The organism is Pirellulales bacterium (assembly GCA_035939775.1).
Classification (GTDB): Bacteria; Planctomycetota; Planctomycetia; order Pirellulales; family DATAWG01; genus DASZFO01.
Genome location: DASZFO010000201.1, coordinates 1 through 22,277, shown reverse-complemented (window position 1 = coordinate 22,277; position 22,277 = coordinate 1). Strand labels below are relative to the sequence as shown.

16 protein-coding genes are annotated in these 22,277 nt (G+C 59.9%); 12 read left to right on the top strand and 4 right to left on the bottom strand.

Annotation, left to right across the window (positions count from 1 at the left end):
- The first annotated feature begins 128 nt into the window (after nt 1-128).
- From VGY55_12870 to VGY55_12845, 6 genes are all read left to right on the top strand, one after another.
- Complete coding sequence (locus VGY55_12870; protein HEV2970856.1) at nt 129-1,967, top strand: ABC transporter substrate-binding protein; 1,839 nt, start codon at nt 129-131, stop codon at nt 1,965-1,967.
- A 126-nt stretch (nt 1,968-2,093) separates the two neighbouring features.
- Nucleotides 2,094-3,923, top strand: coding sequence for an ABC transporter permease subunit (locus VGY55_12865; protein HEV2970855.1), 1,830 nt, complete (start codon nt 2,094-2,096; stop codon nt 3,921-3,923).
- A complete protein-coding gene (locus tag VGY55_12860; GenBank protein ID HEV2970854.1) occupies nt 3,920-5,224 on the top strand; it encodes an ABC transporter permease in 1,305 nt (434 codons plus the stop codon). Before VGY55_12865 ends, VGY55_12860 begins: the two co-directional genes overlap by 4 nt.
- Nucleotides 5,225-5,314: 90 nt before the next feature.
- A complete protein-coding gene (locus tag VGY55_12855; GenBank protein HEV2970853.1) occupies nt 5,315-6,325 on the top strand; it encodes an ABC transporter ATP-binding protein in 1,011 nt (336 codons plus the stop codon).
- Nucleotides 6,318-6,515 (top strand): hypothetical protein, encoded by a 198-nt coding sequence (locus VGY55_12850; GenBank protein ID HEV2970852.1) that lies wholly within the window; start codon nt 6,318-6,320, stop codon nt 6,513-6,515. Before VGY55_12855 ends, VGY55_12850 begins: the two co-directional genes overlap by 8 nt.
- Nucleotides 6,512-7,600 carry a dipeptide ABC transporter ATP-binding protein gene (locus tag VGY55_12845; protein HEV2970851.1) on the top strand — a complete coding sequence of 363 codons (1,089 nt, stop codon included), beginning with the start codon at nt 6,512-6,514 and terminating at the stop codon, nt 7,598-7,600. The genes VGY55_12850 and VGY55_12845 overlap by 4 nt, the downstream gene beginning before the upstream one ends.
- Here VGY55_12845 and VGY55_12840 read toward each other — a convergent pair.
- Nucleotides 7,597-7,887, bottom strand: a complete 291-nt coding sequence (locus VGY55_12840; GenBank protein HEV2970850.1) for a hypothetical protein — start codon at nt 7,885-7,887, stop codon at nt 7,597-7,599. The two genes, VGY55_12845 and VGY55_12840, sit on opposite strands and share 4 nt — an antisense overlap.
- 424 nt (nt 7,888-8,311) lie before the next feature.
- On the opposite strand from VGY55_12840, the gene VGY55_12835 reads away from it, so the two are divergent.
- On the top strand, nt 8,312-9,217 hold the full coding sequence (locus VGY55_12835; GenBank protein HEV2970849.1) for a DNA adenine methylase: 906 nt from the start codon (nt 8,312-8,314) through the stop codon (nt 9,215-9,217).
- Here VGY55_12835 and VGY55_12830 read toward each other — a convergent pair.
- The 3 genes from VGY55_12830 to VGY55_12820 form a co-directional block, all read right to left on the bottom strand.
- A complete protein-coding gene (locus tag VGY55_12830) occupies nt 9,206-9,766 on the bottom strand; it encodes a hypothetical protein (protein ID HEV2970848.1) in 561 nt (186 codons plus the stop codon). The genes VGY55_12835 and VGY55_12830 overlap by 12 nt on opposite strands.
- Before the next feature lie 18 nt (nt 9,767-9,784).
- Entirely contained in the window at nt 9,785-10,306 is a 522-nt protein-coding gene (locus VGY55_12825; protein HEV2970847.1) for a hypothetical protein, read from the bottom strand.
- A 119-nt stretch (nt 10,307-10,425) separates the two neighbouring features.
- Complete coding sequence (locus tag VGY55_12820) at nt 10,426-12,093, bottom strand: altronate dehydratase family protein (GenBank protein HEV2970846.1); 1,668 nt, start codon at nt 12,091-12,093, stop codon at nt 10,426-10,428.
- A 240-nt stretch (nt 12,094-12,333) separates the two neighbouring features.
- On the opposite strand from VGY55_12820, the gene VGY55_12815 reads away from it, so the two are divergent.
- From VGY55_12815 to VGY55_12795, 5 genes are all read left to right on the top strand, one after another.
- Entirely contained in the window at nt 12,334-16,527 is a 4,194-nt protein-coding gene (locus tag VGY55_12815; protein ID HEV2970845.1) for a hypothetical protein, read from the top strand.
- Nucleotides 16,528-16,680: 153 nt separating this feature from the next.
- Entirely contained in the window at nt 16,681-18,285 is a 1,605-nt protein-coding gene (nadB, locus tag VGY55_12810; GenBank protein ID HEV2970844.1) for an L-aspartate oxidase, read from the top strand.
- A 413-nt stretch (nt 18,286-18,698) separates the two neighbouring features.
- Entirely contained in the window at nt 18,699-19,253 is a 555-nt protein-coding gene (locus VGY55_12805; GenBank protein HEV2970843.1) for a hypothetical protein, read from the top strand.
- Nucleotides 19,254-19,482: 229 nt separating this feature from the next.
- Entirely contained in the window at nt 19,483-20,223 is a 741-nt protein-coding gene (locus tag VGY55_12800; GenBank protein HEV2970842.1) for an ATP-binding cassette domain-containing protein, read from the top strand.
- A 191-nt stretch (nt 20,224-20,414) separates the two neighbouring features.
- On the top strand, nt 20,415-22,277 hold a 1,863-nt coding region (locus VGY55_12795; protein HEV2970841.1), incomplete at its 3' end, for a Gldg family protein.

Sequence of the window (22,277 nt, the reverse complement as noted above, 5' to 3'; positions counted from 1 at the left end):
GACGAATCCGAGGTTTTGGACCCGCGACGGCCTCTTTCCGTACTAGATTTTGGAGTCCGCGCTCGATCGATCCGATCAGCATTCGGCGAGCCACGGGTCGCCGGCCTCAAACTCATTAAGTGACCAATATGAATCTCCGCCGTTGGTTGATCGGTTCGATTTTGACTGCGGGAGTCGTCATCGCCATTGGTCACGTCCGCGGGGCGAACGATGCGACGGCAGATTCATCGTCCGACGAGCCGCAAGCGGCGGTCCCTGTCAAACGGGTCATCACTCCGGGAATTACTCGCGGTGGCAAACCGCCGGCGGCCTCCGATACGCTACTGCTCTCCTATGCCGACGATCCGGACACGGTGAACCCACTCACCGCCAACGACAACGTAAGCGAGGCGTTTCAACGGTTAGTCTACGACTACTTGGCCGACCGCAAGTACGACAATCCGGACGAATGGGAACCGGCGTTGGCGGAATCCTGGGAGTTCGATCCGAAGACGCTTGAATATACGATTCATCTCCGCAAAGGAGTGAAGTGGCATCCGATCACGCTGCCCAGCGGCAAGAAACTTCCGGCGACGGAATTCACTGCTCGCGACGTAAAGTTCACTTTCGATTGCATCCTCAACAAGAATATCGAAGCTGCTCATTTGCGGAGCTACTACGAGGATCCGTCGGCCAAGCAAGAGTCGGAACGGTATAAGATCAAGGTCTCCTTGGTGCGCGGCGATAAGTACACGGTAAAGGTCAAGTGGACGAAGCCGTATTTCTTGGCGGACGATTTCACCCTTCGTGTCTTCATCATGCCGCGGCACGTCTTCTCGGTGGACGAAAAGGGAGACCCGATCTCGTTCGATTTCTCGTCCAAGGAATTCGCCGATGGCTTCAACAACCATTGGGCGAATCGGGCGATGTGCGGCACTGGGCCGATGATGTTCAAGGAATGGACCAAGGAGCAGCGGCTCGTCTTGGAGCGCAACCCCGATTACTGGGGAGAGCCATACTACTTTAGCCGCCTGATCTATCGTCATATTAAGAACCCCAACACGGCTGTACAGCAGATGCTCCAAGGTGAGCTGGACTGGAACCCAATCCCGGAGAAAGATCTGTACCTTCAAAGCCAATCGCATCCCAATGTGGAGGCGAAGAAAGTCATTCTTGCGAAACTCAAGTACCCCTCGTATCGTTATTTGGGTTACAACCTGAAGCGTGACTTTTTCAAGGACCAGAAGGTCCGCTGGGCGATCGGCCACGCCATCCCATTGGACGAGATTATTGCCAATATCTATCACGGCTTGGCCGTTCGGTTGACAGGCCCTTTCCTCCCTGACAGCAAGTCCAACGACAAATCATTGCCGTTGATCGACTACGATCTCGACAAGGCGCGGAAACTATTGGACGAGGCGGGCTGGAAAATGGAAGAGGGCGCTTCTCTCCGTAGCAAGATGGTCAACGGCAAGAAGGTGGAGGCCAAGTTCGATTTGATGATCTACTCGGATAGTCCCAGCTACACGAGCATAGCCACGATCGTCAAGGAGAATTGTCGCAAGATCGGAGTGGACGTCGGGATTTCGTCAACCAATTGGGCGCTGATGCTGCAGAAGCTGCGCAAGAAAGACTTCGACGCCTGCATTCTAGGCTGGGTTATGGATTGGAAGGATGATCCATTTCAAATCTGGCACGGCAGCCAAGCCGATTTGCCGGAAAGCTCGAATTCCATCGGCTACCAGAATCCCGAAGTGGACAAGCTGATCGAGCAATTGCGAGTGACGATGAGCCCTGACAAGCAGATCGAAATCTACCACAAGATTCATCGCCTGATCTACGAAGATCAGCCCTACACGTTCTTGTTCATGGACCTGGAGACGGCCGGCTATAACGCGCGGATCGAGAATGTGAAGTTCTACCCGATCCGCCCTTGCGTCGACACGCGCGAGTGGTACGCCAAAACACCGCGCGTGCTTGGGCCCTAAGCAAGTGCAAAGTACGAAGTTCGAAGTTCGAAACGGTGGCAGCGATCGCATCATCGTTTGCCAGCCCTGGCTGGCTTCGTTTCGTCCTTCGTACTTTGCCCTTCGTACTTTGTCGGTTGGCCCCTCATGCTGACGTACATCCTCCGCCGGCTGCTGATCATGATCCCGACGCTGTTCGGCGTCACGGTGGTCTCGTTTTGCATCATGCAGTTGGCGCCGGGCGATCCGCTGCTGGCTCAACTCAGCGGCGGCGCGGCGGGGCAATCGACGGGCACACGCGAGGCCTACTTGATTCAAAAGCGCGACCTTTACCTCGATAAGCCGTACGTCCTTAACTTCCGCTACTTCAAGGATTATTCGACTGCCGTTCATTGGGCGGCTTACTATCGGGCGCGAACGGTGGCCGAGATTCAGAGTGAATTACCGGAATTGGCCAAGAATCCCAATGAGCCGCAGACCGGAGAAAAACTGGCTTATTTGCGATCACTCGGAATTCCCGAGTTCGAGGATCGACTGAAGGACCCCGAGCGCTGGGAATTGTTAGCCAAGTCGATCGACTATTTCACGCTCGTTTTTTGCGAAGATCGGGGGCAGAACGCGGTGCCCGCCGCAGTCGACATCGTGCGCGATCCCAAGTCGGACGCGAAGCTCAAAATCGGTGCGATTCGATGTCTCAATGCGATGGTCGTCGATCCGTTCGTGTTCACCTATTCGATCCATCCGAGCGAGGCGGAGACCCCCGCCGTCACTGGCGCCTGGCGGCTCTGGTGGGAGCGTCGCAAGGCCAGCTTGCCGCAGGTTGATGCCGAAGCGCGGAAATACTTGGACGCCAAGTTGAAGGAGATGTCAGCCGCGCGCGACAAGGTCGATCCGGGCCTCGAGGAGATCGTCAACGGCGACTATGCCGACGTGGCACCGCGATTCTTCGCCGAGAAACTGTTGGACGAGGCGACACCCTTGGAGGAAAAGTTCGTCGCGTCGGTTTTTTTGAAGCGCATGTTTGCCGAACCGCTCAGGCTCGACGTCCCAACTGACGCGGCGGCGGCCGACGTCGATGAAGCCGCCGCCGACTGGCTCGAATACTACCAGATTCACCAGGCTGAATACGAACCAAGCGGCTTGGCCAAAATCTGGTACATCGTCTCCGACACGCAGTACGGCCACATGATCGTTCGGCTGGTGACTTTCAACTTCGGCCGCTCGGCCCTGCGGACTCGCGAACCGGTGAGCGGCCTGATCTGGCAGGCGTTCCTCGTGTCCGCACCGCTGATCTTCATCTCGGAATTGCTGATCTACATCGTCGCCGTGCCCTTGGGAATCCTATGCGGCGTGTTTCGCAACGGCTGGACCGATCGGAGCATTTCGCTCGGGTTGTTTCTACTCTATTCAATACCGGGGTTTGTCGCGGGAATGCTGTTTCTCGTCTTCTTTTGTTATGGGGATTACTTCAAATGGTTTCCAATGCTAGGCCTGCACTCGGACGAAGCCCAGAACTTGCCCTTCCTGGCGTATTTGAGTGATTACCTCTGGCATGCCTTTCTGCCGGTCGTTTGCTTGTCTTTGTTTTCGTTGGCGGCGATCGCGATGTATTCGCGCTCGAGCATCCTGGACGTCATTAACCAGGATTATATCCGCACCGCTCGGGCAAAAGGGTTGCCTGAACACAAGGTGATTCTCAAGCATGCCCTGCGAAACGGGCTGATACCAATCCTCACGCTATTCTCAAGCTTCTTGCCGGCGATGCTCGGGGGCGCTGTTTTGATCGAGTATTTGTTCGACATTCCTGGCTTGGGACGGCTCGGTTGGAGTTCCATTCTGCAAAAGGATTTTCCGACGCAGATGGCCCTCTTGTACGTCGAGGCGATCGTGACACTCGTGAGCTTCCTGATCACCGACATCTTGTATGTTCTTGTCGATCCGCGGATCAGCTTCGCTGGGCGGGGGAAGGCAGCATGAGCGTCGAACCGGACATCGTGACTGCGGCAGCACCGGCAAGCGATACGCCTGTTGCATTATCGCCTCACGATGGCGACGCCTATCTCGATATCGTCTGGCGGCAATTCAAGAAGAATCGCCCGGCCTACTTCTCGCTCTGGTTGATGGTTGGGCTGTTCCTGATCGCCATCTTCGCGCCGCTGTTGGCCTCGAATGTGCCCTTCGTGTTTCACGAGGGCAGCGAGACGATCTACCCTTGGTTTCAATGGCTGTTTCATCCCGAGGAGCCAGTCGATTTCTTCTTCAACATGGCGCTCGTTGGATTGGTGCCTTGGGGTGGTCTCGCCCTATTCACGAGCTATTGGTCCAGGTCGCAAGGGATTCCTGGCCGGCGCAGATTGGGACTTTTCGCGGTTGAATTCCTGGCGATTCTGGCGGCGCTGATCGTTGTGTTTTCGATTCCAGGCGTCGGGCCGGAAAATTCTTATGCCTCGCGCGATTTTCCGGAAGAACAGTTCAAATCGCATGGCGCGAACTACGGCGCCTTTGCGCTCGTGCCCTTCGGCCCCACGGAGCAAGACACGCCTTCGCGATTCCAACCCCCCGGATTTCGCGTCGACGAAAAGGAAATGACCAAGTCCAACCAAGCCTATGCGCACCTGCTGGGAACAGTCGACACGGGGCAAGACGTGCTAGCGCGCATGATCTACGGCACGCGGATTTCGATGACGGTCGGCCTCGTCACGGTAAGCATTTACATCGTGATTGGAGTAATCGTCGGGTCTCTGGCCGGATACTTCGGCGGCGTGATCGATATGGTGATCTCGCGAATCATTGAAATCGTGCTTCTGTTTCCGACATTTTTTCTGATTCTGACGATCGTGGCGCTGGTCGGCCAAGGCATCTTCGTGATCATGGCCGTGCTTGGAGGCACGGGCTGGACCGGCGTCGCCCGACTGGTTCGCGGCGAAGTTCTCAAGCAACGCTCACTGGATTACACTCTAGCGGCCCAAGCGCTCGGCGCATCGCATACGCGCATCTTGTTTCGACACATCCTTAAGAATTCCCTGTCTCCAGTGCTGGTGTCGATTCCGTTTGGGATTGCTGGGGCAATTATTACCGAGGCGGGCCTGAGCTTGCTCGGCTTCGGCGTGCGGCCACCAGCGCCGAGCTGGGGAGGCCTTTTGAACATCGCCCACGACAACTATCAAAACTGGTGGCTCGTCGTCGTGCCATCGGTCGCCATTTTCATCACCGTCACCACGTTTAACCTCATCGGCACCGGCCTGCGCGACGCCATGGACCCGCGGCTACGAATTTGACCGCTGCCGCACCGCCCGGCATGCACTGCGTGCCCCACCGCCTGCCGTTTCCCAGTCCCCAGTGCCCAGCCCCCAGTCCCCAGCCTCTCATTGCCTCCTCTCCTCGACATCCAGAACCTCAAGACCTACTTCTACACCGACGAAGGTGTGGTCAAGGCGGTCGATGACGTCTCGCTTGCCATCCCGCGCGGCAAGACGCTCGGTCTGGTCGGAGAAAGCGGCTGCGGCAAATCGGTCACGGCACTGTCGATCATTCGATTGATTTCTGCGCCGGGCCGAATCGCCGGCGGGCGAATCACGATGTACGACAACGGCAAGACGGTCACGCTCAATGAATTGCCTGAGCCGGCGATGCGCCGCATTCGTGGGGCGCGGATTTCCATGATCTTTCAGGAGCCGATGACTTCGCTCAACCCGGTCTTCACCATCGGGCAGCAGATCGGAGAGGCGATCCGGCTCCATCAGCGGGTCGGCAAGGCGGAGGCTCGCCATCGCACGATCGAGCTGCTTCGCAAAGTGCGGATTCCGGTGGCCGAGCGGCGGGTGGATGAGTATCCGCACCAGATGTCGGGCGGGATGCGGCAGCGGGTGATGATCGCCATGGCTCTCTCTTGCCGGCCGAGCCTGCTCATCGCCGACGAGCCGACCACCGCCCTCGACGTGACGATCCAAGCCCAGATTCTCGATCTGCTCCGGCAGTTGCAAAGTGAACTGGGCATGTCGATCCTGATCATCACGCACGATCTGGGGATCGTGGCCGAGATGGCCGACGACGTGGCCGTGATGTATGCCTCGAAGGTCGTTGAATATGCTCCGGTCCGCGAGCTATTCACCCGGCCGCTGCATCCGTACACGGCCGGGCTGTTTCAATCGCGTCCCGAGCCCGGGAAGCCGAAGAGCGAGCGGCTCAGCACGATCAAGGGCATGGTCCCCAGCCCGCTGCATTTTCCCTCGGGCTGCAAATTCCATCCGCGATGCCCGTTCAAGAAGGAGCCGCAATGCACGGCCGATGAGCCGGCGCTGCGCGAGATCGCCCCCGGCCACTTCGCCCGCTGCCACTTCGCGGGAGAACTCGACTTCGTAAACGCGAGATATGAATGAAATCGACGTGACGATTTTTTTACCACAAAGGGCACCAAGAACACGAAGGGAAGTGAAGATGGAATATGATCCGATTCCGGAAGCTGACGAGGAACTGGCAACGCGGATCATACGGGCCGCGATTGAAGTGCATCGAGAACTCGGACCAGGTTTCATTGAGTTAAAAACCGTAAGGCAGATTGTCGCGTGAATCAGCCGCTCATTGAAGTCCGTAACCTGAAGCAGTTTTTTCCAGTGCGGCGGGGATTGTTCTCGCGGACGGTGGGATTCGTGCGCGCGGTGGATGATGTTTCGTTTCAGATTGCGGAAGGAGAAACGCTTGGGCTGGTCGGCGAGACGGGCTGCGGGAAGACAACCGCCGGGCGCACGCTGTTGCGGCTGTTGGAGCCGACCGCCGGAAGGATTCTCTACGAGGGGCGCGACGTGACCGAGGTCCGCGGCAATGCGCTCCGCGAGCTGCGGCAGGATTTGCAGATCGTCTTCCAAGACCCGTTCGGCTCGCTCAATCCGCGGATGACCGTGCAAGGGATCGTCGAAGAGGGGCTGATCATCCACGGCCTGGGCAATAAACCAGAGCGGCTCGCCAAGGTGCGCGAGACGCTCGAGCAGGTCGGCCTCGATCCGCGTTATCTGAATCGCTACCCGCACGAATTCTCCGGCGGACAGCGACAGCGAATCGGGATCGCCCGGGCGCTGGCCCTGCGGCCGCGATTCATGGTGCTCGACGAGCCGATCTCGGCGCTCGATGTCTCGATCCAGTCGCAGATCATCAATCTGCTCGTCGAGCTGCGCGATAAGTTCCGACTCACTTATCTCTTCATTTCGCACGATCTGTCGGTCGTGGAATACATCTCGGACCGCGTGGCGGTGATGTACTTGGGCGAGATCGTCGAAACGGGCAAGAGCCTCGATCTTTATCGCCATCCGCTGCACCCTTACACGCACGCGCTCCTCTCGTCGGTCCCCACGATGGACCCAACCCGCACGCGAAAGCGGATTCTGTTGGAAGGGGATGTGCCCAGTCCGATCAATCCGCCTTCCGGCTGCCGGTTCCACCCGCGCTGCCCGCTGGCGATGGATATCTGCCGCACGATGGAACCGAAGGAACTCGACTTCGTCGGGCACAAAGTCCGCTGCCATGCGGTCGAGATAGAACTGGCGAGCGGCAACAGCGACCCAATCATCTTGAGCCAATCGATCCGCGATCAGATTGCCGAACGGGGCGCGACGCCGACTGTTGCTGACAGTCCCAAGGGAACAGCCAACGGGCGTTAACTGCGACGCTCGGTCGCTTGAGTAGTCTCGGGAAGCATCGGACTGCCGGAGACGGATATCGGCGAAAGCACGTCGTTCGGTGTGCCTTGCAACCGCGCGACGAGTTCTGCTTTGTGACGGTATAGCACCGCAACGAGTTCATCGTCGTCGATATAACCGAGTCCCTTGCCGATCGTGCATTCCGCCAAAAACCCGACGTGAGCGAATAATTGCCCGAGCCGAACATCCGGCGACAAGTCGCACACCTCGGCCAACACGGCCAACGCACCTCGTTGCGAATCAGTCATGGGAGCAAGTCTCCAATCTTCGGCTCGCCGGCAAATGCCCTCGGAAGTTTGCCGATGACTTCAACTCGGATTAAGGCGCCGGCCACAAGTGTTGCTAGGCGAGTTGCTCGCGTAACACCATTATACAGCATCAGCACGCCGTCCGCCCCTTCGTATACCCACGGCGCGGGGATCCCCGTGGAGGACCGTCCGAACAGCGCAATTTGCCGGGCGAGCTTGGCTGGGTCCGCTCCTTGGCGGCGCGAGGGCGGAACTCGCAACTCACGGGGGTCGACGTCACGGAAATCCTGCATCGGGCCAGTATATCGCCCTCAGTAACGGGTGGGCAGCCATATCGGTCGTCGAAATCAGCGAGGTCTGGACGCTTGTACGAATTGCACAGGCACGATACTTTGGCTCAAACCTATCTCCAAGAATATCCCACATGATGAAGTCATCGGCCAAGACCCGAAATGGCAAGGCGCCGGCGATTTCGCGGCTGATGCGCTCGCGGAAGCTGATTTTGTTCGGCTGGTATGGCGGGAAGTTTTCGCACTTGGATTGGTTGCTGCCGCTGTTGCCCGAATGCCATCACTATTGCGAGCCGTTCGCAGGTTCGGCGGCGGTGCTGTTGAACCGCGAGCCTTCCCCCGTCGAAACGTACAACGATCTCGACGGCGAAGTTTGCAACTTCTTCAGCGTTCTTCGCGAGAATGGGGAACAACTGACGCGGGCAATCGCGCTCACGCCGTTTTCGCGCGAAGAGTTTGGACTCGCATGCACGCTCGATCCGAACTTGCCGCCGCTGGAACGCGCGCGGCGGTTCTACATTCGCGCTCGCCAGGTGCGAACTGGCTTGGCCCAGACGGCCACGATCGGCCGCTGGGCAAATTGCAAAGAGACAAGCCGAGCGGGGATGAGCGGTGTTATTAGCCGTTGGTTGGGTGGCGTCGAAATGCTCCCCGTGATTGCGGAGCGGTTGATCCGCGTGCAAATCGAGAACCGGCCGGCGGCGGACGTGATTCGCCTCTACGACTCGCCGAAGACGCTCTTCTATTGCGACCCGCCGTACGTGCATTCGACGCGCGGCGATTCAAAAGCGTACCGGCACGAGATGACGGATGAAGAGCACGTCGAACTTGCCGCAGTGCTGAACAACGTTATGGGACGAGTCGCGTTGTCCAACTACGACTGCGACCTGCTGAACGATCTTTATCCCGCACCGAAGTGGCGCAAGTTCAAATGCCAGCCGCGCACAAACCATGCCACGAAGGGGAGTCGGATCGAAGTGCTATGGACGAACCACGATTTACGTCCAGAACAGGTTCGGATAAGCCGTTCACACCGATGAAGGCGGCATCGTTGTCGTGGTAGTAGTGCTCGTGCTACTGCTACCCCACGGCGGGATCGACATCGACCAATATCCGTTTGGCATTTTTTCGCACAGACGCCGATGGGCGGATTGGGCCATCGCCATCGTCGGGAATCGCAGATCGATTCTGTCCCCCGGAAGTATCAAGCCACCTTCTTCAAGCATTGCTGCCCGCAGCTTAGCATCGTCAGCCTCGCCGCGCCGCGCCATTGGGATAACGGCGTACGGCAGTAGATTCTGCTCCAGCACCTCGGCGTAAGTTACTCCAAGGAACTGTGCGATTCGTCCTCGATCGCCAGGATAGGCACCGAAAATGAGTTGGGTGCGCTCCTCGGAACGGAGACCATCGAATTCCGGCCAGACGACAAGGATGTCAAGTCGATCCGTTCCGTCGATCGGTATCTCGAAGATCACGGGACCACCGGGCGAGGATTCCCCGGCGAATTCCGCTTCAAGTCGTCGATGTAGCGCGTCGCGGCGCTCCGTCGTGAGAGTGGCTCCAGTACGTTCGCCTCGGATTATCGGCATGTCAATCCTCCTCATCCGTTAAAGACGGCCGCAGCATTCAACAAACCAAGTGGCCGCCGTTCGTACCTCGGCGAGCTGATTTGGTGAGACGTTTGTCACTTTATATCGTAGTTCCGGGCGCCAATGTTTGTAAACCAATTCTGCATTGACGATCGCCTCCTTCAGACGCCGCGATTCGTTGGGCGCAAGGTTTCCGCGAGCAAGCCGCTGCCATTCCAGGAAACGTGCCCATCCTACGAGCGGGTGTGGATCGGCGTTCATAAGCTGCTGGCCCGAAGTTACCGTGATCTGCCGCGCCTGAGCCATTCGGCGTCGTCGAATATCACGGTCGATTGGCGAGTTGGATGAGAATCCGCTGCTCCGAAAATAAGCGGCGGTAAGGTACATTTCGACGCTGTAACCGAATAGATAAACTGCGGCAAGCAGGTGACCCTGTGAATTCAGCTTCTGAGCATCGTCGAAACGCATCTTGGCAGCGCACTCCAATTTCATAATCGTGTCGGGCGCTAAATGGTCGGCAAGTGGGATGACTCGACTCATTATTCTTCCGAGGTAAACATGCTACTGGCCCAACTGAATGAGAACTGGTCGAGTCTATTGGAACGCCAGCCAAATTTCCACGGGCGATTTCCATAACTTAGACAGATGAATCGACGTATTCACAACACCGGTCCGATGGTCCATGGCACGAATTCCTCGTCGCCGAGACCGTGCTGTTCGCTCTTGGTTTTCTTGCCGCTGGCGACGGCGAGGATTTCCGTGAAGATTTCGCGGCCGACTTCGGCGACCGAGCGGCCGGAGAGGATTGTGCCGGCGTCGAGGTCCATGTCGTCGCGCATGCGCTCAAACAGCGGCGTGTTCGACGAGACTTTGATCGACGGCGTCGGTTTGCAGCCGAAGCAACTGCCGCGGCCGGTTGTGAACACGACCACGTTCGCCCCGCCCGCCACGATTCCGGTGACGCTCACCGGGTCGAGCCCCGGCGTGTCCATGACGACTAGCCCGCGAGCCGTGACTTGCTCGGCATATTGATAAACCTCGACGAGCGCGGTCGAACCCCCTTTCGCGACCGCGCCGAGCGATTTTTCGTAGATCGTGGTCAGGCCGCCCGCCTTGTTCCCCGGCGAGGGGTTGTTGTCGAGCGTCGCGCCGAAGGTTCGGGCGTACCACTCCCACCATTTGATCCGCTCGATCAGCTTGTCGGCGATCGCGGGAGTCTTGGCGCGGCGAGTGAGCAACTGCTCCGCGCCATACAGTTCGGAGGTTTCCGCGAGCACGACGGTGCCGCCGGCGGCCACGAGCATGTTGCTGGCAACACCGAGAGCCGGATTGGCGGTGATCCCCGAGTTTCCGTCGGAGCCGCCGCAGTTCGTGCCGAGCACGATTTCACTGGCCGGGATCGGCTCGCGGCGAACCGCGTTCACTTGCGGCAGCATCTGAGCCACAAGCCGAACGCCCTCTTCGATCGTCCGCTGCGTGCCCCCTTGGTCTTGAATGCTGAGAACGGGAGGGCGAACGGCATCGGAGGTCGGAGATCGGAGATCGGGGGTCAGCGATAAAGCGCCTGCCACAGAGCCGCCTGCAGAGAGGGGGACAGTCCCCTTTTGCCACCGACCATCTGGCGATGGTGCCCGCTCCACAAAAGGGGACAGTCCCCGGCGGCTCTCGATCTGCACGAGGCGTTGCTCGCTCATCAAGTGGCCGATCGTGGCCGTCTCGCAGCCGAGGCCGATCAAGAGGTAGCCGCCGATATTGGGATGCCGGGCGATGCCGCCGAGCACGCGATTGAGGATCTGATGTTGCAGGCCGTCGAACTGCATCCCGCATCCGCCGCCATGCGTGAAGGCGACGACGCCGTCGACGTTCGGAAACTCGCGCAAGGCCGCCGCGTCGAACCGCCGCGCAATATAGCGGCTCACCGAGGCGGAGCAGTTCACTGACGAAATCACGGCGATGAAGTTCCGCGTTCCCGCCCGACCGTCGGCGCGGCGATAGCCGAGAAACGTTTGCCCCTCGAGCGGCGGCGGATTAGCGGGCACGTCGGTCGCACGCGGGCAATCGCGCGCGAATTCGCCGGCGGAGAGATTATGCGTGTGGATCCACTCCCCCGGCCGAATCGGCGCCGAGGCGAAGCCGATGATCTGCCCGAACTTGAGCGCCGGCTCGCCAACCGCGATCGGCGCCAGCGCAATCTTATGCCCCAGCGGCACGTCGCCGGAAAGCTCGACGGTTCGCGACCCGCGGCCAACGCGCGTTGCTGCGGCCAGATTCCGCGCGGCCACGCACAAATTGTCTCGCGGATCGAGCAGAACGACATCGGGGGACATAAGAAGTACGAAGTGCGAAATACAAAGGTACAAAATGGCTATGCTTTGCGGCTCAATTCGCCATAGTAGCACCTTGCACCGCAAAAAGTAGTAAAATGAACGGGCGGGGATCAAAACGGGTTCCGCCGGCGTCTATAATGAGTTGGCGGCGCTCCCCGAGGGATCGCGGCTAAACCTAAAGTGATTCCGTATCAGTTTGCAGTTCGTCGTTCCCGAGCCCCTAATCCCGAGCCCCGATTCATGGCTACCGGAACAGCTCAGCGAGGCCCGCAAGCAACGCCGCCGGCCAAAAAGTCGGATGGCCAGTGGATTGAATACGATCAATTCATCGACGATCAGCTCCGCAAAGCCCGCGGACAGGTCAAAGGGGTCGAGCTGGCCGGCTCACTGATGTCGCTGGCCGCCGGCAGCGTGTTGTTTTTCCTGGTCATTTCGGTGGCTGACCACTGGCTTCTGACCGGCGGGCTCGGGTTTTGGGGGAGGCTCGCTTGCCTCGTGCTGTTCGTGGCCGGGGCAGCTTGGTACACCGGCCGGCGGCTGGTCCCGCTGGTGATTTTGCGCATCAATCCGATTTACGCGGCCGAAACGATCGAGCGGAGCAAGCCGTCGCTCAAGAATAGCCTGATCAATTTCCTATTCCTCCGCAACGAGCCGGCCGGCGTGCCGAAGGTGATTTACGAAGCGGTCGAGCAGCAAGCGGCCCGCGGCCTCCAACGAACGCAGATCGAGGCGACGGTCGATCGGACGAGGTTGATTCATGTCGGCTACCTGCTGTTGGCGCTCGTCGCGATTTTCGCGACCTACAAGGTCTTTTCGCCGAAAGACCCAATCGACACGGTCGCGCGCGTCGTGATGCCGTGGGCCGACATCCAAGCGCCGACGCGAGTGACCATTCATGACGTGCTGCCAGGAAACCACACGGCGTATCTCGGCGAAACGGTCGAAATCTCGGCCGAGCTGCGCGGCATCGGGGCCGACGAGCCGGTGCGAATTCTATACTCGACGGCCGATCGGCAAACCGTCGATCAGGCGGTGATGATGTATCGCCCGGCAGAAGGTTTCCGGCATCTCGGGAAGGTTCCGGCCGGCGACGCCGGACTGCAACAAGACGTCGAATACCGGATCGAGGCGGGCGACGCGGTGACGCCGATATATCGGCTTCAGGCCGCCGCCGCCCCGACTATCGCCATCGAGCGCATCGACTACGAGTTCCCCGCCTATACGCGAAAGGGCAAGTCGCACGTCGAGAACACCGGCGATATCCAAGCGCTCGAAGGAACGCTGGTAACGATCCACGGTCGCGCGAACCAGCCACTCAAATCGGCGCAACTGGTGCTCGACGGCGAGGGGCGTCATCAGCAGTTGCCGATGAAGATCGAAGGGCGAAGTGTCACCGCTACATTCCCGCTCGCGCTCGACGAAAAGGACCGCGCGACACCGCTATTCTCGCGCTATCAGCTTCGCCCGGACGGCCGGGCGACGCCGGAACCCGCTCAATACAAGATCGACGTGTTCGCCGATTTGCCGCCGGAGGTCAAGTTCTTGGCCCCTGAGAAGGATGAAGTCGAGGTGCCGGCCAACGGCAGCCTGGCGCTCGAAGTGCGGGCTGCCGATCCGGATTTCGCGCTGGCCGAGGTGACGCTCTCCGCCGAGTCAGACGAAAAGCCGGTGCTCGACAAGAAGCTGCTCTCGGCGCGGCATGAAGGGCCGCTCGACGCCAAGTTTGTTTTTCAACCCGGCCGACTCGGCTTGAAAGAAGGGGATTCGGTCAGCTATTGGGCCACTGCCAAGGACAATCGAACTCCGACCGCCAACGAAGCGCACACGGCCCATCGCCAAATCCGGATCGTGAAGGCGGAACAACGCCGCCCCTCGAACGAAGCGGGCGCCGGCGATGCCAACCAGAATCAAGCCGATCAGAATCCAAACGACAACAGCGACGATCCATCCAAGCCGAAGGATGAGCAACATTCCGATCACAACACCAAGGACCGGAACGACAACAATCCGAACGACCAGCAGTCGCCTGATGCCGACAACAATCCTGACAACAAACAGGGCAGCCAGAACGACAAAGCGGGCCGCGACAACCGGCAACAAGACAAGCCATCGCGAAACGCCGACAAGCAACAACGGAGCCAGCAACGGGACGACAAGAATCAAGGTGACAATCAACAAGGGAATAAGAAACAAGACGGCGGGCAACAAGGCAACAAGCAGCAGGGGGATACGCAGCAGGGCGACAAGAATCAAGGCGACAAGCAGCAGCGTGAAAAGCAACAAGGCGGCAAACAGGATTCGGGCGGCGGTTCGAACGGGCAAAAAACGTCCAGCGGCGACAGTAGCGACGGCGGGAAGCAGAATTCCAGCGGCAATTCGTCCGGAGCTTCCAACCCGCAGGATTCCGGACAGAAGAGCGGCGATCCATCGCACGGCGATAAGTCCGGGGCGAAGTCGTCGAGCGCCGGTCAATCGGGCAAGCCAGACGAGGGCTCGGGCAGCGAGGATCAACAATCCTCGTCAGACAACAGCGCCGATGCGGTCAAGTCGCTAGCGAAAACGCTTGACCAGCAGAATCAGCAGCGACCGGGTGCTTTGGGACAATCAGGCGGTCAACAGTCCGGCCAGCAGGGCGCGAAGAACGACGGCCAATCGTCGAAGTCCAACCAGCCAGGGTCGAGCGGCGACGGTGCGTCGGACGGGTCTTCAGGCACTCCATCGCACGATCCGAAAGGGAGCGGCGGTCCGTTCCCGAACGGCAAACCGGGCACGGGGAGCGACAAATCGGCCAGCGAAAAGTCGGGCCATCAGCCGAACGACGCGGATCACAAGCACGGCGAAAAACCGGACGGCGCTCAGAACGGCCCTGACGATCATACCGGCGCCAAGCAGAGCGGCGATCAACAATCCGGCAAACAACAAACCGGCAGCGGCGATAGGCGCGATGCCGGTGATAAGGCCGCGCCGCAGCAAAAACCCGATCCGAATCAGCAGCCCGGCAATTCACAGAACTCAGGCTCTACCGGCGACCAGCGCCCGGGTAGCGATCAAAACTCGAAGAGCGGTCAGTCGGACAAATCGAGTGAAAAACGCCAGTCGGGCGACAAGACTCAATCAGGCGACAAACCGCCCGGCAACGAAAAGTCGCAAGGCGCGGACAAGCAGCAAGGTAGCCAGCAATCGAATGAGGCCAGTGAATCGCAGCCAAGCGACAAAGCGCAAGGCGGAGATAAATCGCAGCCGGGCGACAATGCTCAAAAGGGCAATCAACCTCCCAGCGACAAAAGCAGCGAGCCCTCCGGCTCCAAGACGAACGCTGGCGAGAAATCCTCCGCCGACAACAAGAACAGCAACGCCGAAAACGGCGAGAACAAGCCGGGCACGTCCGATCCTTCAAAGCAAGGCAAGGGCGCTCAAGCCAAGCAAGGCTCGCAACCCAGCGATCAGAAGCACGATCAAGCGGACAGCGGCGGCAAGCAGCAGCCGGATGCCAAAGGTGGCGATCCTGAGACAATGAAGGGCAACCCCGGTTCCGGCGAGAAAGGAAATGACAAAAGCGGCTCGCCGAGCCCCCAGGAAGGGAACAAACCCAAGGAAAACAAGTCCGACTCGAACGACGGCAAATCGGCGGAGAGTTCCGATTCCTCGAACAACGCCAAATCCCCCAGCACCAGCCCCAAGGAATCGAATTCCAAAGGCGGAGAAGAAGGGGACCGCTCAGGCGGAGGCAAGGCCGGCGCCGGGCAGAGCGCTAACCAGGCCGGAACCGGTGGTGCGGGGCAGAATTCGGCCGCCGATGAAGGGAAGGGCCGATCACAAGGCGCCGGTAAGGGCGAAGTTTCCAGCCAGCCCGGCAGCGACAAGCAATCGGATCATGCCACCGGCCAAGCGGGTAATCAAAGCGGCAATGGCTCGGCATCATCCGACAAGCCGTCAAACGAAGGATCGGCGTCGAACCAGCCGGGAGACCAGGGCCAGGGTGGCGGTGGAGATTCGGGTGCGGGGGGCAATCGAACAGGACCGTTGCCCGACGGCGTAGCGCCCGGCGGCGGCCCGACCAACGGCGACGAGGCGAACATGGAATTCGCCAAGAAGCAGTTCGATCTCGCGCTCGACCGGTTGAAGAAGGGAAACCCGGATCTGCTCAAGGAGTTGAATTGGACTCCCGCCGACGCCCGCAAGCTCGCCGAACGGCTCGATCAAATGAAAGCTGCGGCCAAGACGGACGGCCCGGAAGGGGACCGCGCCCGGCGGAATATGAACGACTTGCTCCGCAACCTCGGCTCTCGGGCCGGGCAAATCAGCCTCAGCGGCGACCGTTCGGCCAACGACAAGCAGCATGGTGTCCAAGAATCGAACGACAGCGGCATGCCCTCTGAATACCGCGAACAGTTCGAAGCATTCCAGCAGGGCGCCCTCCGCGGCGGGAAATAATTCGTCAATCAACGGCCAAGATGTCAAGTCGTAGGGTGCGTCAAGTCCGCGCAGACGCACCGGCCTCGCTCGCGACGGTGCGTCTGCGTAAAGCCTTGACGCACCCTACGGGACTTTTCGACGCTTCTTGGCGTCCTTGGTGGTTCACGATCCGTGACTGAATCTCCCCGTTATCTTGTCCCCTTCCACCCCAAGCGCGTGCCGCACGCGTTTACCGACGTGCTGATTGTCGGCGGCGGATTGGCGGGCCTGCGGGCGGCGATCGCCGTCGACCCGAAGCTCTCCGTCCTGGTCGTCACCAAGGACAGCTTGCAAAAATCGAACAGCCAATATGCCCAAGGGGGCATCGCCAGCGTGCTCGATCCCGAGGACCGCTTCGAGGACCATATCGCCGACACACTCTCCGCTGGCGGCAAACTTTGCGATCCGGCCGTCGTCGAGATGGTGGTCCGCGAATCGCCCGATCGCATCCATGAGTTGATCCGCTGGGGAACGCATTTCGACCTCGAAGCCGGCGAGATCGCGCTGGGCCGCGAGGGAGGGCACAGCCACCATCGCATCGTCCATGCCCTGGGAGACGCGACCGGCAAGGAAGTGATGCGGGCCGTCATCGAATGGACCGAGCGGCTGACGAACATCGAGACCTGGCCGAACACGTTCACGCTCGATCTATTGACTCACGAAGGCACGTGCCGCGGGGTGCTCGTTTGGAATCCTGTCCACGGCAAGACGCTCGTCTGGGCCAAGCAGACGATCCTCTGCACCGGCGGCGCCGGCCAGGTTTTTCGTGAAACGACGAACCCCGAAGTCGCCACGGGCGACGGCTTGGCGATCGCCTATCGGGCCGGCGCTGAGCTGCGCGACATGGAGTTCATGCAGTTCCATCCCACCGTGCTTTATATCGCCGGCTCCAGTCGCAATCTGATCACCGAGGCGATCCGCGGGGCTGGAGCGTGGCTCGTCGATCGCAGCGGCTATCGCTTCATGCCGGAATACGATCCCCGCGCCGAACTCGCCCCGCGCGACATCGTCAGTCGGGCGATTGTCTCCCAGATGGCGAAGACGCGGCATCCGAATGTCTATCTCGATCTGCGGCACCTCACGGATTTGAACGTGCGCGCCCGCTTCCCCGGCATCGCGGCCCTGTGCGCCGAATTTGGCTTGGATTTAGCCCGCGATCGAATTCCGGTTCGGCCGGGCGCGCATTACATGATCGGCGGCGTGACGGTCGATCTCGAGGGGCGCACGGCGATCCCCGGCCTGTGGGCCGCCGGTGAAGTGACTTCCAGCGGCCTGCACGGGGCGAACCGTCTGGCGTCGAATAGCCTGCTCGAAGGGCTGGTCTACGGCGCTCACGCCGGCGAAGGGGCCAGCCGCGAGGCGCTCGCCCTGTCTGACGATTTCCGCGCGCTGCCGCTTGGGAATGCCCGCGTCGAGGAAAGCGCCGAGCCGCTCGATCTGGCCGATATCCGCAATACGCTCAAGAGCCTGATGTGGCGCGCGGCGGGAGTCGAGCGCGATGGCGTGAAGCTCGCCGAAGCGGCCGAGGACATCGAGCGCTGGTGCCGCTACGTGCTCGGCCGCCAATTCAATGGCCCGCAAGGCTGGGAGCTGCAAAACATGCTGCTCGTCTCCCGGATCATGATCGCCGCCGCCCTCGAACGCGAAGAAACTCGCGGCGTCCATGTCCGCACCGACTTCCCCAAGACCGATGACCTCCACTGGCAGCGGCACATTTCCTTTCATCGCCAGCCGTAGCCGACGCTGCTGATCCTCGTGGCCGATGCTGCCTGCGACGGAAACGATTTGCAAACCGCCAAGACGCCAAGGACGCCAAGAGACAATCTGGGATTTCAATTGCGAGATTGTTTGGAGCACAACAGATGCCACGCATCCCGCAAATTCCGCGATCATACTTTCAATTCCGTCTGCGAACGGTCTTGATCGCAGTCACAGTGTTTTGCGTTGCCTTTGCATGGCTCGCCAGTCGGTTTCGACCTCCGCCGGATCCCAGTTTTTTGGCGCCTGAAGGTGTCGAACTCCGCGCGCAGGTAGATACCAAGACGTATCGCATTGGCGATCCAATCCGCTTGGAACTGGAATTGAAAAACAATTCAAAGAGCTCATACAAACTCATCATGCCGCGAATGCCGAGCGGGTGGTGGTCGACCATGGCCTTTGGTATCCGCCTTACGCGCGGGAAATCGGGGGTCGCGAATCTTGAGCCGTCCGATTTTTACATCGGGTCTTACTCCGGCCCACCCGACTTTCAGACGCTAGCGCCGGGCGAATCCTTCAAAAGCGACATCTGTTTGCAGTATTTTCTACCACAAGGACGCAAGCTGCCGTTGCCCGAAGGAGACTATCAGCTTTGGATTGCATTCGATTCCACGAAGTTTGCCGGCGTCAATCCGAAGGGTACCGAGATTGCCTGCCGCTTCGATGCGAATCCCATTGCATTCTCAATCAAAGGAGCCGCGCGCACCGATCCCGAAGAGCTATTGCGCCTAATTGGAGAGAAGGTGGGATTGAACTCCCTCCGTGTGGACCTTGCAAGCTCGAATCGCGCGGAACAGGATCAGGCATGGCAAGCGGTGGTCAAATATGGAGATTCGAGACTCGTGCCTTTTCTTCAAGGGAGCACGTTGCCTTCCGTTCAACGGCTTTATTCTCGCGGACAGTTGGAACCATACGTGCAACCGTATGACCCATTATCGCGTTGGTAGCGGGCGGATTTCGCGACGTAATCCGCGACCCAAGGGAGTGTTTGATCCGTAATGGAACGGGGCCCGGACAGACCTTGCCGAACGAATGCTAAGTTCTTAGGATGCTTACACTAGCGGCGCTCGGGCGGGTCAGCCATTTGAGGCCGATCGCAGGCAACGTGGATGTGACGCGATGAGCGGAACCATCGCCCGGTTGTCTGCGTATTAAAAACTCAGGAGAATTCGAACGATGAGTGACCAGTCGGAAGCCGCCATGATCGAGGCCGCGGGCCTCTCGAAATACTATGGCGACTTCGCAGCGATCGACGACGTTTCGTTCAAAATCCATCGCGGCGAGGTCGTGGCGTTTCTCGGTCCGAACGGGGCCGGAAAGAGCACCACGATGAAGCTGCTCACCGGCTATCTCTCCCCGACCGCGGGGATCGCCAGGATCGCCGGGCACGACATGGCCTTCGACCGCATGGCCGGCGCTGCCGTGTTGGGCTATCTGCCGGAAAACGGCCCGCTCTATCCTGATATGACTCCCCGGGCGCTGTTGGAATTCTTCGCCGACGCCCGCGGGATGCCGCCGGCTCGCAAGCGGGAGCGGATCGAGGCGGTGGTCGAGTTGTGCGCCCTGCGGAGCGTGATCGGCAAGGCGATCGGCAAGCTGTCGAAGGGGTTTCGGCAGCGGGTGGGGATGGCCCAGGTGCTATTGCACGAGCCGGAAGTGCTGATTCTCGACGAGCCGACCGCCGGGCTCGATCCGAACCAAATCCGCGAGGTCCGCGACACAATCCGCCGCCTGGGCCAGAACAAGACAATCCTGCTCTCGACGCACATCCTGCAAGAGGTGCCGGCGGTGGCCAGCCGAGTGCTGTTCATCAACGAAGGGCGGCTGGTGTTCGACGGCCCAACATCGGAGCTGCTAAGTGACGGTAAACCGCTCGACGAACATTTCCACGAATTGTCGCCGGCGGCCGTCGCATGACGCCGCCAGACCATATGACAAACGACCCGCCAAGAAACAGTGTAGGGTGCGTCAAGTCCGCGCGGACGCACCGGAATTGCTCGCGACGGTGCGTCGGCGCAAAGCCTTGACGCACCCTACACAAGCTTCGTCCCGCCGCGACGGATCTTCGACATTCCCTAGTCATTCGTCATTAGAAATTCGACATTCACATGAAATTGCACGTCATCGGCGCCATCTTTCGCCGCAACCTCCTGAGCTATTTCAACAACCCGACGGGCTATGTGTTCATCTGCCTGTTCGTGGTGCTCTCGTCGGCGTTCGCCTATTGGCCGTATGAGTTCTTCAACGCAAATCTGGCGAATCTCGATCAGCTCAATCGCTATCTGCCGTATATCCTGCTGATTTTCGTCCCCGCGATCACGATGGGAATCTGGGCCGACGAGCGACGGCAGGGGACCGACGAGCTGCTGCTCACGATTCCGGCCTCCGATCTCGACGTGGTGCTGGGGAAGTATTTCGCGGCGGTGGGCATCTTCACGGTGGCGCTCGTGTTCTCGGCCATGTGCAACGTGATGATTCTGCGGTCGTTGGGGAGTCCGGACTATTTTTTGTTCCTCGCCAACTATCTCGGCTATTGGATGGTCGGCCTGGCGATGCTGGCCACGGGGATGGTCGCATCGTTTTTCACCGGCAATCTGACGGTATCGTTCATCCTGGGAGTCGTGTTCAACGCTCCGCTGGTGGCGGCCGACTGGGCCGACACCTTCACCGGCAGCGCCGATTGGGCGCTGGCGATCAAGCATTGGGGGCTGGCGGAGCAGTTCCGTGATTTCGGCCGCGGCGTGATCGGGCTGGGATCGACGGTTTATTTCCTGATGCTCGTCGTGGTGATGCTCTATCTCTGCATGGTGTTGATCGGGCGGCGGCACTGGCTCGGAGGGCGCGACGGCAGTTCGCTATTTGGGCACTACTTGGCTCGGGCCGCGTCGCTGATCCTGATCGCGGCGGCGTTGAACATGATCGTCGAGTCGTTCGACGTTCGCTACGACGTGACGGCCGAGAAGGTCAGCTCCCTTTCGCCCGCCACGGCGGAACTGGTGCGCAAACTGGACACCAAAGGCCGGCCGATCGTAATCGAAGCGTATGTTAGCCCCTCGGTCCCCGAGACCTACGTGCAAACGCGGCTGAATTTGCTGACGGCGCTGCACGAGTTCGAAAAGCTGGGACGCGGCACGATCCAGGTGAGGATCGTCAGCACCGAGCCGACCACCGAGGAAGCAACGCTGGCCGATCAGCAATTCGGCATCAAATCGAAATCGGTCGTCGGGACCACGCGCGGGGCGATCAAGGACGAGCAGATCTTCCTCGGCGTGGCCGTGACCTGCGGGCTGGAGAAAGTGGTGATGCCCTTCTTCGATCGCGGCATGCCAATTGAATACGAACTGATCCGTTCGATCGCTACGGTGGCTCAAGAGAAGCGGAAGCGCTTGGGGGTGGTGCAGACGGATGCCCAATTATTCGGCGGCTTCGACATGGCCACGATGGGTGCTCGTGCGCGGGAGCCGATCATCGACGAGCTGGAAAAGCAGTATGAAGTGGTGCAGGTCGATCCGTCGAAGCCCATCGAGAAATTCGACGTGCTCCTAGCCGTGCAGCCGTCGTCGCTCGATCAACCCAAGCTGGACAATTTGATCAATTCGATCAAGCATGGCCAACCGACGGCCATCTTTGAGGACCCCTTTCCCGCGTTCATGTCGGGAGTGCCCGGCACGAGCGAGGAAAAGCGCGCCGGCAATCCGATGATGGGAGGCCAGATGCCGAGCCCCAAGGGAGACATCCAGCAGCTTTGGGATCTATTGGGCGTGAAGATGGTCGCCAAGGAATCGACCAGCCCGTTCGGACCGCCGCAGCCGTCGGCCTCCGTGATCTGGCAGGACTGGGACCCGTATCCGAAGATCGCGTCGATCTCGACGCTGCCGCGGGAGTTCGTCTTTATTGGCGAGCATACGCCGGGCAACGAAGCGGCGTTTAATCCCGGCGATCCGATCACGTCCGGGTTGAAAGAGCTTTGG